Annotated in this window: 23 protein-coding genes; 1 reads left to right on the forward strand and 22 read right to left on the reverse strand. The window is 63.7% G+C overall.

The features are described 5' to 3' along the window. From ACIGHN_RS13360 to ACIGHN_RS13460, 21 genes are all read right to left on the reverse strand, one after another. On the reverse strand, positions 1 to 393 hold the full coding sequence (locus ACIGHN_RS13360) for a hypothetical protein (RefSeq protein ID WP_396504746.1): 393 nt from the start codon (positions 391 to 393) through the stop codon (positions 1 to 3). Between the two features lie 38 nt (positions 394 to 431). Further along, the gene (locus tag ACIGHN_RS13365; protein WP_396504747.1) at positions 432 to 863 is read right to left on the reverse strand and encodes a hypothetical protein; all 432 of its coding nucleotides are present in this window, start codon (positions 861 to 863) and stop codon (positions 432 to 434) included. 149 nt (positions 864 to 1012) lie between these two features. Beyond that, the gene (locus ACIGHN_RS13370) at positions 1013 to 1495 is read right to left on the reverse strand and encodes a hypothetical protein (protein WP_396504748.1); all 483 of its coding nucleotides are present in this window, start codon (positions 1493 to 1495) and stop codon (positions 1013 to 1015) included. A gap of 100 nt (positions 1496 to 1595) precedes the next feature. After that, complete coding sequence (locus ACIGHN_RS13375) at positions 1596 to 2000, reverse strand: DUF3168 domain-containing protein (protein WP_396504749.1); 405 nt, start codon at positions 1998 to 2000, stop codon at positions 1596 to 1598. A 5-nt stretch (positions 2001 to 2005) separates the two neighbouring features. Then, entirely contained in the window at positions 2006 to 2524 is a 519-nt protein-coding gene (locus ACIGHN_RS13380; RefSeq protein WP_396504750.1) for an HK97-gp10 family putative phage morphogenesis protein, read from the reverse strand. Continuing rightward, on the reverse strand, positions 2525 to 2692 hold the full coding sequence (locus ACIGHN_RS13385; protein ID WP_396504751.1) for a hypothetical protein: 168 nt from the start codon (positions 2690 to 2692) through the stop codon (positions 2525 to 2527). Further along, a complete protein-coding gene (locus tag ACIGHN_RS13390; RefSeq protein ID WP_396504752.1) occupies positions 2682 to 3026 on the reverse strand; it encodes a phage head closure protein in 345 nt (114 codons plus the stop codon). Before ACIGHN_RS13390 ends, ACIGHN_RS13385 begins: the two co-directional genes overlap by 11 nt. 9 nt (positions 3027 to 3035) lie before the next feature. Beyond that, positions 3036 to 3587 carry a hypothetical protein gene (locus ACIGHN_RS13395; RefSeq protein ID WP_396504753.1) on the reverse strand — a complete coding sequence of 184 codons (552 nt, stop codon included), beginning with the start codon at positions 3585 to 3587 and terminating at the stop codon, positions 3036 to 3038. A 3-nt stretch (positions 3588 to 3590) separates the two neighbouring features. Further along, positions 3591 to 3944: a hypothetical protein gene (locus tag ACIGHN_RS13400; protein WP_396504754.1), complete on the reverse strand. Its 354-nt coding sequence runs from the start codon at positions 3942 to 3944 to the stop codon at positions 3591 to 3593. 74 nt (positions 3945 to 4018) lie between these two features. Next, positions 4019 to 5332, reverse strand: a complete 1314-nt coding sequence (locus ACIGHN_RS13405; RefSeq protein ID WP_396504756.1) for a phage major capsid protein — start codon at positions 5330 to 5332, stop codon at positions 4019 to 4021. Between the two features lie 64 nt (positions 5333 to 5396). Next, the gene (locus tag ACIGHN_RS13410; protein WP_396504757.1) at positions 5397 to 6350 is read right to left on the reverse strand and encodes a S49 family peptidase; all 954 of its coding nucleotides are present in this window, start codon (positions 6348 to 6350) and stop codon (positions 5397 to 5399) included. Further along, entirely contained in the window at positions 6347 to 7627 is a 1281-nt protein-coding gene (locus ACIGHN_RS13415) for a phage portal protein (RefSeq protein WP_396504758.1), read from the reverse strand. Before ACIGHN_RS13415 ends, ACIGHN_RS13410 begins: the two co-directional genes overlap by 4 nt. A 1-nt stretch (position 7628) precedes the next feature. Next, a complete protein-coding gene (locus tag ACIGHN_RS13420; RefSeq protein WP_396504759.1) occupies positions 7629 to 7814 on the reverse strand; it encodes a hypothetical protein in 186 nt (61 codons plus the stop codon). Next, positions 7811 to 9595, reverse strand: a complete 1785-nt coding sequence (locus tag ACIGHN_RS13425) for a terminase large subunit (protein ID WP_396504760.1) — start codon at positions 9593 to 9595, stop codon at positions 7811 to 7813. The genes ACIGHN_RS13420 and ACIGHN_RS13425 overlap by 4 nt, the downstream gene beginning before the upstream one ends. Next, entirely contained in the window at positions 9564 to 10049 is a 486-nt protein-coding gene (locus tag ACIGHN_RS13430) for a phage terminase small subunit P27 family (RefSeq protein ID WP_396504761.1), read from the reverse strand. Before ACIGHN_RS13430 ends, ACIGHN_RS13425 begins: the two co-directional genes overlap by 32 nt. Before the next feature lie 141 nt (positions 10050 to 10190). Further along, the gene (locus ACIGHN_RS13435; RefSeq protein ID WP_396504762.1) at positions 10191 to 10601 is read right to left on the reverse strand and encodes an HNH endonuclease; all 411 of its coding nucleotides are present in this window, start codon (positions 10599 to 10601) and stop codon (positions 10191 to 10193) included. A 115-nt stretch (positions 10602 to 10716) separates the two neighbouring features. Further along, entirely contained in the window at positions 10717 to 11142 is a 426-nt protein-coding gene (locus ACIGHN_RS13440) for a hypothetical protein (RefSeq protein WP_396504763.1), read from the reverse strand. Further along, positions 11129 to 11458: a hypothetical protein gene (locus ACIGHN_RS13445; RefSeq protein WP_396504764.1), complete on the reverse strand. Its 330-nt coding sequence runs from the start codon at positions 11456 to 11458 to the stop codon at positions 11129 to 11131. The genes ACIGHN_RS13440 and ACIGHN_RS13445 overlap by 14 nt, the downstream gene beginning before the upstream one ends. Positions 11459 to 11886: 428 nt before the next feature. Then, a complete protein-coding gene (locus ACIGHN_RS13450) occupies positions 11887 to 14229 on the reverse strand; it encodes a VapE domain-containing protein (RefSeq protein ID WP_396504826.1) in 2343 nt (780 codons plus the stop codon). A 313-nt stretch (positions 14230 to 14542) separates the two neighbouring features. Continuing rightward, on the reverse strand, positions 14543 to 14845 hold the full coding sequence (locus ACIGHN_RS13455) for a hypothetical protein (protein ID WP_396504765.1): 303 nt from the start codon (positions 14843 to 14845) through the stop codon (positions 14543 to 14545). Further along, a complete protein-coding gene (locus ACIGHN_RS13460) occupies positions 14842 to 15363 on the reverse strand; it encodes a hypothetical protein (protein WP_396504766.1) in 522 nt (173 codons plus the stop codon). Before ACIGHN_RS13460 ends, ACIGHN_RS13455 begins: the two co-directional genes overlap by 4 nt. A gap of 285 nt (positions 15364 to 15648) precedes the next feature. Here ACIGHN_RS13460 and ACIGHN_RS13465 point away from each other — a divergent pair, with 285 nt between their 5' ends. Then, positions 15649 to 15858, forward strand: a complete 210-nt coding sequence (locus ACIGHN_RS13465) for a hypothetical protein (RefSeq protein ID WP_396504767.1) — start codon at positions 15649 to 15651, stop codon at positions 15856 to 15858. 191 nt (positions 15859 to 16049) lie between these two features. Here the strand turns inward: ACIGHN_RS13465 and ACIGHN_RS13470 are convergent, their stop codons facing one another. Further along, positions 16050 to 16304 carry a hypothetical protein gene (locus ACIGHN_RS13470; protein WP_396504768.1) on the reverse strand — a complete coding sequence of 85 codons (255 nt, stop codon included), beginning with the start codon at positions 16302 to 16304 and terminating at the stop codon, positions 16050 to 16052. Between the last annotated feature and the right edge of the window lie 9 nt (positions 16305 to 16313).

A 16313-nucleotide genomic window follows, 5' to 3' on the forward strand; every position in this document is an offset into this window, starting at 1 on the left:
TCAGTCTTTTCTACGATTGATCGGCCGCGTGAGTCGGCTGAACAGGGCTTCGAGCCTGGCGTCCACCACGTCGGGGTCTGCCAGGTCGTCGGGGTTGCCGTAAGGCAGGGTGTCGTCGGTTCCTGTGAGGCAGGCGACGTAGGTGCGCGAGGCGGTGCGCAGGGCTTCAAACTCCCAAGGCAGCAACTCAATGCCGCTGCCGTCGCACCACGCTCTGATCTCCAGCGCCGACAACGGCACAGGCCCCATGGCGCCATAGCCATAGATGCCCATGCGCTGCAGGTAGTCCAGCAGGTACGGCGCGGTTTGCTCGGGCAGTTCGATGCAGCCGCCGCTCTCTTCCACCTGCTCCGCGCGGGTCTTGTCGCTGGGCTTGCCTTCCGAGTCAGGCACGCGGCGGGCCGCCCAGCCCAGCTGATCTGCGGCGAGGGTCAGCTCTTCGCAGATTCCTTGAAGAAGTTTCCCAAGTCGTTGACATGGGTGCGCACCTGGTTGCCGATGTAGTTCAGCCGCGGCTCGCGGTAAATGGCCTCTGCGCCGCCGGGGTACGGGAAGTTCTCAAACCCTGCCGTGATGGCCGTCAGGAACTTGGCGTCGGCTTCGGCATCGTCTTCGCCGTTCTTCTTCTTGTTCTTGTTGGCACCCATGGCGCGAAACACGCGGGCTGCGCTTTCCTTTTCCATGGCAGCGCGGGCCTTCGCGTATTCGTCGGTCGCGGGGCCGTAGATCTGCACAGCGACGGGCTTGCCTTCGTACAGCATGGGGGCGCCGTTGGGGAGTTCCAGTTCCAGGCGGCTGGTGGTGTCCAGCATGAAAGCAGAGAAGGCTGCGGTGTCAGGGGTGGGTTGTGTCGTCTTCGACATGGTGGATCTTTCGCAGGGATGAAACGAAAAAGCCGCGCTGTGCACACGCGTGCACAGAACGGCCGGGATATGCCCGTGCCCCAGCCCGCCCACCCCTGCGAAGGGTGAAGCGGGCCGGAGTCGGTGCGGGGGTGCCTTCTAGGCGAAGGTCAGGGGGTCATTTCCAGCGCGGCAACTTCGTCGCCGTTCGCCAGAAAGATGGGGTTGAGTTCCACGGTGATCGTGGAGCTGGTCATGTCGTTGGCGCCGCCCAGGTTGATCGGAAACGATGTGACCTGTCCACGCACCCAGAAGGTGCGGCCGTTCTGCAGAACGATCTCGAATGTGTAGTCGTCGTCGCTGTCCAGCGCTTCCTCGCAGCGGTCCTGGCCAGCACTGCCCTTGAGAAGGTCCACCTGCAGGGACAGCGTGCCGGCATTGAAAGTGCCTTTGCGCTTTTCCTCACCACGCTGGGAGAGGTATTGGCTGGTGATGAGCTGGAACTTTTTGCCGAACTCGCCACCGTTCTTGATCTTGCCGATCTTGTCGGGTGCCTGTGCGGTGAAACCGGCTTGGTCCCAGGTGGCCGGGACGCCGGATGCGATGCCGATGGTGGTGCCAGCAGAGCTGTGCGTCTTGGGTGCGGTTGCCATTGCGGTTGCCTTCCTATACAAAAAAACCCGCAATGCGCGGGCATGAAAAAGCCGCCAGGATCTCTCCGGGCGGCACGCCTTTTGGGGCCCGGTGATGGGCCTATTGATCGAACTTCACGAGGTAATCAGCGGGGCGCGTCCACGCACCCGTTACATCGTCTTTGTCATAGCCGGCGCGGCCAGCGAACTCCACGCCGATAACTCTTTTGCCCGCCACCACCTGGTCACGCACATCGCGCAGCGCGGCAGCGACAGCCTGGTGGATCTGGTTCACGGTGGGCACGTCCCCAGCCAGAGGGTTGACCTGCAGGCGAAACACCGTCACGCCGGACTGGTCGTCCAGATACGGCGTGTCGGTGGACGTGATGACCTGGTACACCAGCGCCGGCAACTGGGTGCCCTGCGGCAGCTGCGCAAGGGCACAGCGGGCCCCGACAAGGGCGGCAATGCCGGGCGCCTGCAGCAGGGCCTCGGCAATCTCTACGTCGCTGTCTACGGCGTTCATGGTCACTATCTCCCTTGCTTGGCTACTTCTTTTGGCAGGCGGGTCGCTACGTAGTCACGCACCGCCATCAATGCCGCTACATGCCCTGCATCAAAGCCTGGCCGCATGAACGGCTGCGCCTTGGCGCCCGGGTGCGTGATGAGCGTGCGAGACAGGCCTGCAAAGAACAGGCTCTTCGCGCCCTTGGGCCGGATCTCGTAGGGGCCGCCCACCGTGTTGCCGCTGCCGGTGTACTGGCCGGCCGTGCCGTACTCCACCAGGTGCGCGTACCAGGCCTTGGAATTGCCAGCGACGAGGTGCATGCGGACCCAGCCGAATTTCTGGCTGCGACTTCGGAAACTGATTCGAATGCTCTTCTGCAGCTCCCCGGACATGACCGGCACCAGGGCCTTTACCGCGTCCATCTGCACCTTCATGCCGGCGCGCAGGGCACCGCGCATGACGTTGCCCTCTACCTTGGCAGGCAGCTCCTGCAGGACCTTGTATAGCTCATCTAGGCCTGCGATGTGTGTTTCGCCGGCCATTCACCGCACCTTGAAGCGGATGCCGTGACGGGCCACGGTGCCGACGATCTTGGCGGCATTCGGCACCAGGCCGTGCAGAGCTGCGAACAAGGCGCATGCTGTGATGTAGGGCCGCACCCACCACGCAATGCGCACTTCGATTTTCACGGTGATGGTGTCAGTGGCCATCGGCTCCCCCTTCAGAACAGTCGAATGTCAACAACTCGTTGGCCTCGTTGCGATTGCGCGGCAGGCCCACGATGTTGAATGTGCGTGTGCCGAACACAATGCGCCAGCTGCCCACCGCTACGGCAAGCGCAGGGTGGTAGCCGGTCTCGACAACGTGGGTCTGCCCGCTTTGCATTTGGGACGCTGCCAGGCGCTCGTTGCTGCCCACCGGCCGGATGCGAACCCAGGCCTCTTTGACCAGCGCCCAACCCTCCGCACGGTGTCCAAACCTGGCCACCACGTCGGACGGCTTTTCAAAGCGCACGCGCTTGTCGAACGCGCCGGCTTGCAACATAGGTTTCTCCTAGAACCGTGGGGGCACGGTGATTTCAGCCAGCATGTGATCAAGGAACGAAGGCGGCAGCTCCGCCACACTTGCGCCGATCACCAGGGACTCGCGCTGCGCGTACACCGTGCCGATGTGCATCAACAGCCAGTTTTTCACGGCTGGATACGCCGCCAAATCAGCGCCGGCCTCGTACGTGATGAGCAAGCCGCCAGGCGGCCGGCCAGCGGGGAAATGCAAGAAGCTCAGCCGCTGGCCGCGCTCAAGGTAGCGCGCTGCAACCGTGGGCGTGGCAGCACCATCGGGCCCGACAATCTCCACGGTCTTGATCTCGCTGGCCTGCCCCATGTCCAGAGCATGCCCGGACGCGTAGCTGGCCGGCCAGTGCTCCTGATACGTCGCCTGCCGGATCGCCGCACCCGTTCGGGATTCGGCCTGGCCGATCACACCCGGGATGATGATGGTCTCCAGCAGATCGCTTTCCAGCAGCACTGCGTCATTGCGCCGCCACGTGGCGATGTCCTGCGCCGTCAGCACCGGCGCGCCGGTGTACGCGATGCGCCGGGCCATGGGTTAAGGACGCTGGTCGTTGTCGTTGCCGCCCTGTCCATCAGGTGCGCCATCGGTGCCCTTGCCGTCCGCGCCGGCCTGGCCGTCCGCCTGGCTGTTGCCGTCGCTGCCTGGTGCTGCGTTGGAACTATCAGGGGCCTGCTCCGTACCGGCTGTCTTCCCGGTTGCGCGCTTGCCTGTCGATTCTGGCTTGCGCGGCTGGGCAGGTTTCTTGCCGCCCTGCTCTGGGTCGTAGTCTTCGACCACCTTGCCCGCTTTCAGGGTCTCTACCACGTCGGGATCGAAGCCGGCAACTTCGCCCGTGTTGTACCCGCGCCAGGGCTTGAGGAATTTGACGATGTGGGGTTGAGTGCTCATGTGCACCTCCAAATTGAAGAATCAAAGAAGGGCCGTGCACGCGCGTGCACAGCCCCTGAACTGAGCTGCTGGGATCAGGCCAGCATTGCCTTGCCCCACTTCACGCCCGTGCCCACGGCGATGGACTCCACATGGCGCGGGCCAAAGTCGTTGTGCTGGGTGAGTCGCACCAGCGTCTGGTCGCGGCTGAACGCGCTCACCAGGTCGCCGTTGCCGTCCTTGTAGGACGCCTCGGTGCTGTAGGCCAGGTACATCTCTCCGGTTTCACCGATATAGCAATCGGAGTAATCGCCGAAGTAGATTTCGGACTCGTCGGCACCAGCGCCCAGGTTGATCGGGATCTGCGTGGACAGCTTGAAGGGGTAGCCCTTGAACTTGCCGTCGTTGATCTCGGGATAGGCCAGGTTGCCGTTGCCGTCGCGCACCATCTGCAGGAAGCGGATGGTGCGAGGGTTCATGATCCAGCCGCAACCGGCCATGTTGGCGTTGGCCATCTCCACCCGCAGCATGAGCCCACCGCAGAACGCGTCAATGTCTGCCATCGTGACGCCGGCCGGAGCCACCACCACGTTGCCAGCGGCCGCCCAGTAACGCAGGCCCTTCGGGATCAGCGGGCCACCTGCAGACCGAATGAACGTCAGGTCTTCATACAGGCCGGCGCTGACGAACATGTCACCAGCCACAATCTGGTCCACCTGCGGGTTGGTGCCCTGAAAGCGCAGCAGGTCGTTCGCAATCGGCACCAGGGCGCCGAGCTTCTTTGCCTGCAGCTTCAGGTCTTCGAACACCATGGTAGTTACCGGGATGTCGGTGTCCACACCGATGTATCCCACCGTGGTGTTGCCCTTGATGCGCGGAAGGGTCATGTTGCCGTTGTAGAGCGGCAGCGGCCGCGCGCCGAAGCTGCGCAGCACCGACGTGGGGCGCAGCGATTCGATCACCTCGCGTGCGAGGTTGGTAGGCACCAGTACGCCGCCGGCGCCGGGCGTGGTGGTGGACAGGGCCATCACCACCTGTTCAGGATAGTTGCCGGCCCGCGCCAGCTCGGCAGCTTGCACCTGGTTGCCTTGGGTAGCGGCCAGCAGGCGGGCCATCTGGGCCACGCCAGAGGCGCGCGGGGCGTTGTCATGCACCGTGATGTGCACTGGCGGGCTGTTGTTGCCTTGGGCCGATTCGTTGACAGGAACCGCGACGGATGCATTGACGCGCTCGGCGGCTTCTGCCCGCGCGATCTTGGCCGACAGGTCGGCAATATCGGCTTCGAGCTTGGTGAAGCGTTCCAGCTCTTCAGCGGCGAGCGAGACGCCTCCGGCTTCTTTCTTGGCGAGGGCCTGCAGCTCGTCGTTGAGCTTGGCGCGTTCGCTGCGGAGTTGCAAAACGAGGGACATGGGATGCCTTTCTGGGCAAAAAAAAGCCCGCAGATGCGGGCGGGACGACTGGCAGCGAACGCTGTCAGATTCGGGACTGGATCAGCGCGGCTCTCGCACGGACCGATGTGCGATTGCTCTGGCTGCGCAGTGCGCGCTGCTGTTGCACCGCGTTCATGAGGCCATTCACCGCATCCTGCGGCGACTCCAGGCGGTCAGCCAGGCCGGCATCAATGAGGCCTGGGCCGCGATACACCGCGGCTTCCGTCGCGCGGACCTGTGCGACAGAGATGCCCCGGTACTCGGCGACGGCATTGCAGAACATGTCGTAGCTGCTGCTCACGATCTCAGTGAGCGTTGCCAGCGACTGGTCCGAGATCGGCTCGTTCGGAGTCAGGTCGTTCTTGTGCGCGCCTGCATACACGGTGGTGACCTTCACGCCAGCCCTCTCCAGCGCGGCAGAGCGATCAAGGTGCGAAGCGATCACACCGATGGACCCGCCGATGCTGGTGCGGCTGGTGACCAGCTCGGTACACGCAGAGCCGATCAGGTAGCCAGCGGATGCCGCCATGAAATTGACGATGCCGGTGATGGGCTTGTCCTGCGCCATGGCGTGCAGATCTGCGGCGAACTCGAAAGCGCCCGTTACCGCCCCGCCAGGCGAGTCAATGTCAAGCGCTATGCGCTCAACCATCGGGTCTGCCATGGCCGCACTCACCGCGGTGCGCAGACTCTCATAGCTGGTCATGGTGTCGCACGCGTTGACGTGGGCATCTCGGCTGACCAGAACCCCGTGCACCGGGATGACAGAGATTCCTGTCGCTGCGATGCTGGCGCGCCGCTGCTCCTCCAGCTGCATGCGCGCGCTGATGTGGTCGTCTTCATCGTGCCACATGCGTTCACTGCCGAGCGGCCCCACGTTGATGATGTTGAGGTTCATCACGTGGTTCGCCCAGCGCACCGCCAAGTCCATCACCTCGAGGGTGACCATCAGCGGCGTGTTGAAGAGCATGCTGGATGCCCGAAGGTAGGACTTCATAGTGCAAGCAACCTTTCAATTTCTTTCTGCTGCGCTTCCAGGGAGGCGCGCGTGTTGGGGTTCTTCAGGTCCGGCGTGCCCTTGGTGCTGTCCACCATGTTGAGTGGCTGCAGGTACACCTCGCCACCTTGAATGGGGGGCAGGTTCTCAAGGCGGCGGATGTCGTTGACCGACAGCCAGCCCCACTGGCGGCCGATGGCGTAGGCTTCAAAGCGGCTCTTCTGATCGCCTCGCAGCAGGCCTGCCAGGTTGAACTCGATGAAGTACCGCTTGCGGTCCGCATCCAGCAGGAAGTCCCGCGCCATGGCTTGCTCGTGCCGCTTGACCCACGGCAGCAGCGAGAAGATCACGAAGTAGATCAGCAGCTGCTCGACCGTGTTGTAGCTGGCCTTCTCCAGATCGTTGACCATGGGCAGCGGGATCTTGTAGATCCGCGCGATGCTCACGCCTGCCGACTTGATCAGCGCGACGATCTCCGAGTCCACATTGTTTTGTGAGACTGGTTTGAACGTCATGCCCTCCTGCAGCAGCGCAACCTTCTTGGCGTTGTCCGGTCCGGCGAACTTGGTGCCCCACTGGTCCAGCACGCTGTCAATGGACTTCTGGTCCTTGATCGCGCTTACCTCTTTCGGCCGCTCGATCACACCCGCAATGGATGCGCCGTTGGCAAACGATGCGCTGGCGAACTTGCGCAAGGCCTGACCCAGCCCGATGGACTCGGCATGCAGCGCTATGGGAGAGATGCCTTCGTACCCGTTGTGCGAGTGCCAACGGACGTGATGAACGAATCGCATCGGCACCGCATCGGCCCGCGTTCCGATCCGGTAGTACGGCAGCATGTCGGGGCCCTTGAGCACCTGCACTTTCTCCGTATCGAGTGGCCACAGCGCCGTGATGTTTCCATCGCTGCGCCGCTCAATGAACGAATAGGAGTTGCCCCGCAGGCCTGCCGACATCTGGGCTTGCTCGGTCCGCTCGTACGGCGTCTGGAACGGGTTGGGCCTGTACCGCAGCACGTCGTAGGCCGGATGATCCAAGGCCGCCTCCCGTTGGCCTCCAAGCTTGCGCTCAAAGACTTCACAGGGGAGCTGGGCCAGGCTCTCTGCCAAGAGCGTGACGCAGTTCTGCAGGATGGGGTCCGCGAGGGCCGTTCCCGGTGTGACGACAACACCAGAGCTGGTACGTGCGCTGCCGATGAAGCCGCGCCAAAAGTCGCCGCTGCTGTCCGACACAGTGCCGGTGCCCGGCGCAGCCGAAAGGATGCTGGAGAAGAACATGTCAGCCCTCCCCGCCAGGCGGCGCAGCGGCGGCGGCTGCAGCGGCGCGGTCCATCAATCGGGCATACGCCACCATGGCCACGCCTGCGACGACGCACGCTGATGGCACGTGCACCAATGCCACGCCCAAAACAACCAGGGCGAAGCCCAGCAGCCCGACCACCCACGAAAGAATGACCAGCTTCATATCCCTACCCCTTCCTTTTCATAGACGGACTTCCCGGAGTCGGGGCGCCCGCCGCTACTGATGCCTGCGGCCATGACGCCCCCCACGACGCCATCGATACGACCAATGGACTTCACCTTGTCCACCTTCCGGTTGTTCGCCGGATCGCTTACCGTCACGGCATTGCCAGCGCACCAGGTCATTACCGGATTGCCGTCATGGCGCAGGGTCTCTACCTCAACGTCCAGCGGGTTGCCGTCCTCATCCAACGGCACTACGCCCAGCAGCCGCCGCTCAAACTCATCGACTGCAGGGCCCATGTCCTGGTAGCCCTGCCCGAATTTTTCAAGGGGCGGCAGCGTGATCCCGTGCTCCGCCATGAGCATCTGCAGATCCTCGATACGCCAGCGGTCGTAAGCGATCTTGCGAACATCGAAGTAGCTGCAGATCTGGACCAGGCGGCGCAACACGTGCAGCTTGCTGATGGCGCGGCCTGGCGTTGTCTCCAACCACTTCTCTTTGATCCACAGGCGATACGGCACACGGTCGTTTTCTTCCCGCTTGTCCAGGTCGTGATCTGGAATCCAGAAGTACGGCATGACGCGCCAGTGCGGGTCTTCCGCAGTGGGGAAGAACATCAGCACAAAGGCTGTCAGGTCGGTGGTGCTGGACAGGTCCAGCCCCGCAACGGCTGGGCGGTTGCGCAGCATCGACAGCGGCACGCGCTCTTGCGCCTGGCTCCACACTTCCCAGCTGATCCACGGCGCTTCCGCTTGGGTCCATTGGCAAAAATTCAGACGCCGTACCAATGCCTCCTGCGCCGGTGCGCCTCGTGCCTGGTTGACCTGCTCGCGCAGGTAGCGCCGGCCAGGGATGCCATCTGACTGGCCGTGCGCACGGTAGTCCAGGCTGGGGTTCACCTTCGGCCAGCACGCCTCATCTTTGAACGGGTCTTCGCCCTTGTCCAGGTTGCAGATGAACGCGAACAGTGTGTCGTCCTGAAACTCTCTCCGACATACACGCACGCCCAGATCGTGGTACGTGCCGCAAATCGTCTTCTTGTCGCTGCCGCTGTTGGTGATCATCAGCAGCAACGCACGCCGCCGCGACTTGCGGCCGGCGCGCATCATGTTCACCACAGTGGGGGTCTTGTGCTCATGCACCTCATCCACCAGACCGATGTGCGGGCGCGGCCCGGACTGGCCCTCGTCCGCGCTGATGGTTCGAAAGAAACTGTTCGTCTTGTCGTAGAAAAGGTTCCACACCTTCTCATCACGGCCAGACCGCACCAGCCGCGAGCTGAGCAGGGGCGATAGATCAACCATCGCCACCGCGTCCCGAAACAGGATCTGCGCCTGATCGCGCTTGGTGGCGGCCGCGTAGATCTCCGCGCGCTGCTCTTTGTCCGACACCAGGCCATACAGCCCAATGCCCGCTGCCAAGGGCGACTTGCCCGATCCCTTGCCGGTCTCGATATATGCCGTGTTGAACCGGCGGGAACCATCATCCGTGTACCAGCCAAAGATGGACCCGACTACAAACGACTGCCACGGCGCGAGTAAGAAGGGCTTTGCTTCATACTCGCCGCCGTTCAGCTTCAGGACATCTTCAAAGAAACCGATGGCATGGTCTGCCTTGTCCTGCCTCCACACCAAGCCGCGCAGGTGGCCCACCAGCAAATCGTCAAGATGCCGCTGCGCCGCGTCCCGGACCGCCGGCCCGGCAACGATGGCACCGCTGAGAACCTGATGGCAGTAATCGGAAACGCGGTCAGTTGAAGTATCGGTTTGCGGCCTCTTCATGTTCGTTGGGGAACAGTGACCCCTGGGGTGCAACGGCCACGGCCTTCATCGTGCGGCGCGCAAGCGGGGTAAAGCCGAAGCCCGCGCCAGCGGCGTTCGCGCGTTTTTCTGCATCGTTGGCGAGCTGTCGCCAGATGCTCAATTGCTTGGCGCCGGTGGCGAACGTCTGCACATCGCCGGCATCGTCCTGCCGCTTGTTCTCGGCAGCGATGCGCTCACGGAACTTCTCATAGTCCGCCACCGCTTCGCAGTAGCTGGCGAGCGCCACGCGGTCCAGGCGGTGCACCCAGCCGAGCAACAGGAGGTCAGGCACCACACGGTCCCATTCCTTCGACGCCTTCACGCTGAGCCACGCCGGCTTGTCCGGCGAGCTGGCTGCAATCTGCTGCTCTTCGTTCTTTGCTGCCAGAGCAGCCTTACCCAGCTTGCTGGCGTCCCCGCGCAGCTGGTGCATGAATGCCGGGTCTGCGTGTCGTCCCGAGTTTCCATTTCCTGCCATGGTGGCCCCTTCTGTCGATACCCCCCCCTCCCCATATTTCCCGGCGTTGCGAGCGAAGAGTGGAGGTCGGTCTTGGTTGAAGGGGGCAGAAACTTTTCACCCCCCCCTACCCCCTGGTTCGCGGTTCCAGTGGTGCCCGGCATCGATGGGCCGGCCGTCTGGCCCGCAGCCCGCGATGCGGCCTGACTTTTCGAACCGCTGTTTTATGGAGTCGTGACAGTGCTTACACAAGCTCTGCCAGTTCGCCCGGTCCCAGAACAGCTGCCGCGCTTCGGTGATCCGGTCCGGGTCTCCGCTGTCGTTCGCTTCCTTGAGCTTCGGCGCCTTGATGTGGTCCACCACCGCAGCGGCCACAACATCACCGCGCCTCTCATGCTCTACACACAACGGGTTCGACCGCAGGAATCCGTCCCGCGCACGCTGCCACGCGGATGTGTAGCCGCGCTCGTGCGCCGTGCCCCGCCGTGCGTCAAAGTCTTTGCGGTCAGCTGCGCGGCGTGTGTTCATGTGGTGATTCCAAAAAGAAAACCCCGACAAGCTGAGCCTGCCGGGGTTCCCCCTTGTGCCCATCGCTGGGAGGGGACGCAATAAACACAAGGTGCCTGAAATGTAGCAAGTAGCGCTAAGGTGTAAAACTCCTTTTTCGTTCTGCCTGCTCCGCTGCCATGCGCTGCCGCTCGCGCTCTTCGGCCTGATGCGACAGCAACACCGCGATGGCATGGTCAGCCTGTTCCAGCTGCGCACGGATGGTGGACTCACCTCGCCTCATCACACGCGCTGTCTCTCTGATGCCCAGGCCATCAAGGTAGTAATGGCACAGCGTCACGTGCAAGTGACCGCGCCCTAGGCGCAAGGCCCCGACTGCCTCATCGGTCCGCTCTGCCTCCAGCTCAAGGTGCGGCACATGGTTGTTGTTGTAGCTGCCCGCATCCCACACGTCCACCGCCAGCACGCTCCGCGTGTGGTAGCCCAGGCCACCATCGTTCTGCCGCACCTTCCACAGTGCCCAGTTCTCCAGCCGCTGGCGGATGTGCTCAAGCCTTGCCACTGCCGCCCCCTTGCACTGCAACAGATGCAGACGGCTCCCGCATGAACCCCGCGAACGTGGTGCCCATCATCAGCGCCATTGCCTGCAGCCTGGCAATGCACATGCCACCCGCCATGCCGCCGACCGGCACACCCCACGGCGTGCCCATCACATGCCCGCCCTCAATGGCGTAGAAGTACCCCGGCTCACCGGCCAACGCCCGCTTGAGGCAGTCGTCCACGTAGGCCCGGCCCCACTCCACGCGCTTGCGGTCTACAAACTCCGCAGTCTCTGGCATCGATAGCCGCATGCTGGCTGGCTTGGTGGGTGTGGTCATAGCGAAATCCTTGATGTGCACGCGCGTGCACTGCCTGTGATGTGGTGAAAGACGGCCACCAGATGGACCAGGGTGGACGAGGGGTGGACGGCGCAAACCCGCGCCAATCCTTGATCCGTCCATAGGACCACCTTGACCATAGGTAGGTAGGTGAGCTGTGCCCGTGCGCGTGCGCAGACACGCGCCCCCGTGTCTGCACACGCGCTTGTGTGATGAAGGTGGAGCATCAGGGGTGGACGGGTGGACGTACTACCCATTTCCCTAACGAAATCAACCGCTTACGCCGTCCACCCCCGGGTGGACGTAGGGTGGTCGGGGTGGACGGCGGTGGCGACAGGACCACCGGGCTGCACACGCGTGCGCAGACCCGGCCGGGGCGTGACCAAACCGCAAGGCGCCCACAGCGCCACGGGTAAAGGGGTGTGAAGTCAGAAGGGCAACGCATCGTCGTCGCCATCTACTACGTTGAAAGCACCGGGCGGCAGGCGCGAAGGCCCCTGCTGCGCATCGGCGGCTGGTGGTGGTGGTTCGGGTGCGGGTGCGCCGCCTGGCGCCCCTGGTGCTCCATCCTTGGGGGGTTCTTCCTTGCGCCGCTTGAAGCCGCGCCTGCGCTGGCCGCTGGTCTCCCTGTGCCTGTCAAAGCCCAGCGCCTTCATGGCCCGCGCCATCCGTTCATCCATATTGCCCTGGCCATCAATGCGATCCGCCTTGATGCCCATGGCCGCATACAGCTCGGTGGTAGCCCAGAACTCTCTGGACGCCCCTGCAGGTACGCCCACCTTGTGCGACATCGGCTCATTCACGATGTCGTGCAATAGGTCTTCCCACGCATCCGTGCGCTTGAACTGCTCTTGCTCGGGGAAGATCAGCGACTTCTCCTGCTCACGCGTGGGCCAATACTGCTCACCAGCCAGGACACGGTGCAGCGCTTCGGCCAGCAACTGCCCGCGCATCTCGCGCAACAGCTCCACGTCCACCGTCAGCACCTCCAGCGGCCAAAAGCGCCGGTCCCCGGTGGCGTCCTTCAAGAACGTGTCGGCATTCGTCGTGCCCACGTTCACAAAGTGCCGGGGCGCCTTGATCATCTGCGCCCCGTACGGCGGCCGGTACAGGTCCTCTTGCACGCTCAGATATTGCTTAATCGCCGTACTGTCCGCCTTGTTCAAAGACTCCAGCTCGGCAGACTCCACGATCCATGCCAGCTGCTGCGCCATGAGGGAATCTTTCTCCCCCACCTTCGTGCCGTTGTCGGTGAAGAACGGCGCAGCGATGGCCCGGAACGCAGTGGACTTCGCCAAGCCCTGATCACCCTTGATGATCAGCATGTAATCGAACTTGCACCCTGGCTGGATGGCCCGTTTCACCAGGCCCATGAAGAAGCACCGGCCGATCAAACTGGCGTACTGCTGCAACCGCTCCCGCTCCGCAGGGTCTTTGCGCTCCACCAGGCCGTACACCTTCGACAGCCAGGTATCCAGCCGGTCCACGCGGTCCCAGGTCTTAGTCTTGATCAAGTCAACCACCGGGTTAAACCGGTGCGAGCGGGCGGCCATCATCACGCCGTCACGCAGAGTGCCCTTGGCCTTGATGCCGAGCCCGTGGCTGCGCAACAGGTACTCCCCCAGCATCAGGTCGTCTTCTTCGTCCCACTCGCCTGCAGGGTGGCCCCATGGCGTGGTGCGGCTGCGCTCAATCAGCCGCGTGAAGTCGTTCATCTTGGCCAGGCCTGCCAGCTCAGGGTCCAGCAGCAGCGCATACATCACGTTCTCGCGGCAATCCATGGGCCGGCCCCGATGCATTACCAGCTTTGCATACAGCGCATCCAGATCCCCGCCCGGGCTATCGCCATCGTCGCCACCGCCCCGACCCTTGCCCGGCGGCTTGCCGTCCTTGCCCCCACCGGCCGAAGCCGCAGGCGCAGGCGCAGTGGCCGCGCCCGCGTCATCCCCCCCAGCGGGAGCCGAATTTTTCGCGCGGGGTGCCGGCGGCGGGCTGAGCTGAATCCCCAGCACCTGCGCAAGCCACCGCAGCGCATCGGCTGCCTTCGACGTGCCGGGCCCCCACTCCACCACCAGATCGATGGGCGTGCGCTTCCCCTGGCGAGCGTCGCCCATATCGGCCACACCCCAATCGGTGATGCCATCGGGCGTGATCCCAATGTCCTCCTGCAGATCGCGCCCCAGCGCCTTGCTGGTCACCCGGTAGCCCTGCCCCTTGATGGTGGTGTGCGGGGTTTCTTTGCCCCCAAAAAGCACCGGCACCCACGCGTGCAATGCCTTCTTGGCCTCATCGTTCACGTACGCGAAATCGTCACGCCCCTCGCGCGCGCCAGGAACATGGGCGCTGCGCGGTGCAGCCTTCGCAGGCGCTGCGCCCTGGTACTTCTCCTTGGCCTCCGCAATAGTGGCATGCATGCGCTTGATAGCGCCCTCTTCCGCCACAGTCACATCCAGCGGCGTGCCCTCCATGTGCCGGCCCGTGACGGTGAAATACTGCTTCTCGCAGAACATCTCCACGCCGATATCGTTGCTCTTCGCCGTCGCCGTGTGCCCTTCGACGTAGATGTGCAGACCCTTGCCAGATGGCGAGAATTCCGTGAACGAGTAGAACGCCTGCACGATCTTGGCCGCGCGCTCGCTCAGCTTGCCATCGGCATCAATGCACTTGTCCAGGTCAATGCCAATCAGCCCATCACCCGGCAGAAAGCCGAAGCCCACGCCCGTCCAAGGCTTCTCCGAACCCACAGCACGCTCAAAGGCCCGGCGCACCACCGGCAACGTGGCCAGGCGCTGCCGGTCCCGGTCATCACCCTGCCCGCCCGTGCGCCGCCCGCCTTGCACGTAGTACGGCACCTTCAGCCAGGCGCTGCGCTTGGCATCCCATTCAAACTTCCACAGCACCCACTGCTGCGCCTGCGCAAGGCGCGCCGGTATGGTGTCCCATACAGGCGGCTCTACGTGTGGCGGTGGGGGTGGTGGAGTTGTTGTTGCCGAAGACGGCTCACCCATGCGCAGGCCCTCCCGCGCACGTAGCAGCATGCAAGCCGGCGTCCCTCCCGCCGGCGGCTTGAATCAAATGCATCGCTTACCCCCAGGCCCGCACAGCGCCGGCCAGGGCCGCGATGGGGTCATTGGCGGCCAGCGCCAGGGCACCAGGGCGGTACTCCGCCACAGGGCGATTGCGGTACGGCACCTTGCGCGTGTTCACGGTGTGAACCACCTTCGCCCGCACCATGTTCTTCATGGTGTCCTGCGCGGCATCCAGGCCCACGCAGGCCCGGTGCGCAATCTCGCGCAGGGTGGGCCCATGGTCAGGGTCTTGCACCCCGCTGGCCAGGGCGGCGCAGGCATCCAGCAGAGCCTTGCGGATCTCGCCTGCGGGCCTCACGCGGCACCGCCTTTGCCCGATGCAACACGCACCGCGTCCACCAGCTGCAGCAGCTCGCGCACCTCGCCCAGGGCCTGCGCCTCCAGCGCGTCAGCCTCCAGGCCGTCCACTTTGCCGTCAGCAATCGTGCGCAGGCCCAGCTCGGTCAGGCGCCCACCCGACACATTGTTCTCCAGCAGCTTGCGCTGCAGGGCCTGTACCGCGTCCTGCTGGCTGGCAGGGGCGTCCACCCCCACCACCGATGCAGCCAGGCCAAAACGGGCATTGAACGCATGGAGCCAATCCAGTGCATCCGGCCTGTTCAGCTCCTGCATCCACTCCGTCAGCAGCTCGGCAATCTCCATGCTGATGGAATCGCCATCCACACCCCGCAACCGCGCGCGCAGGGTCTCCCCATGCATGCTGCGGCCGCGCCGCTTGGTGAGAAAGGCTGCAGCGTCCACCACGTTGCCAGGGCAGGCCCGAACACTGTTGTAGAGGACATCGCGCCAATCGGTCTCTGAATATCGGCAGGTCATGGGTGGCTACCTTGAAAAGTCAAATTGATCAGGCTGGCGCCCTCCCCCGTGAATGCAGACACTGCAGCCACAAGAGAGGGAACAACAACATGAAGAGGGAAGAAAAAGCACCCACCACGCCGCCATGCGAAGCGCCGCGCACCTTCCCGCGCGCGGCACACCATGTGGGAAAGGAGTTGAAGCCCGGCGGCATGGCTGCGGGCGTGGTGGGTGTGAAAGAAGGTGTCCGCCTTCTTCCGGCATACGATGGAAGCTCCTACACAACCAACACCGAAAGAGGCGGACATGACAGAAGACGATGTGCTGCGCGAGCAGACGCACAAGGGAGACGGACTCGACACAGGCCGGCGCATCTACTACACCCTCACCGACCACAGACCGATCCAAGGCGACCGCTGCGCAAAGCTGCTGGCGCTGCTCATTGCACGCCTGCAGGAGGATGGGACGTTGACGGAAGACCAGATCGATCAGATGCTGTTCGACCTTGTGACATAAGTGCAGCCACAAACCGAACCGCTCGGCGCCGCGCGATAGCCTCCGCCAGCGCGGTGCCGTACACCCACGGATCAGCAAAGGCGCGCACGTGCCGTCCACTCAACGGGCTGTCAGGGGCAATGAAGTACAGGGCCGCCTGGAGGCGCTTGGCGCGCCTGTGCAGGCGCGCTTGCTTCCATTCGAGGGCTGAGCTACGCATGGGCTGGCTCCTGCACCGGGCACATCTCCGGCCAGATCTCGCGGTAACGGTCCGGGAACTGGGCTGCGCGAGAAAACGCACCTTTGCTAATGACCTCAATGGAAGCTGCTTTTGGAATCAGCCGCTCTTCTGGCACCCACCCAACCTTCACCCACGCATTAACGCTGGGTGGCTTCAGGCCAAAAAACCGAGCTGTAGCGTTTACCCCGCCCAGGATCTTCACAATTTCAGCGGCAGTTTTCTTCATAGCCGCCAA

The organism is Acidovorax sp. NPDC077693 (assembly GCF_044542805.1).
Classification (GTDB): Bacteria; Pseudomonadota; Gammaproteobacteria; order Burkholderiales; family Burkholderiaceae_C; genus Acidovorax.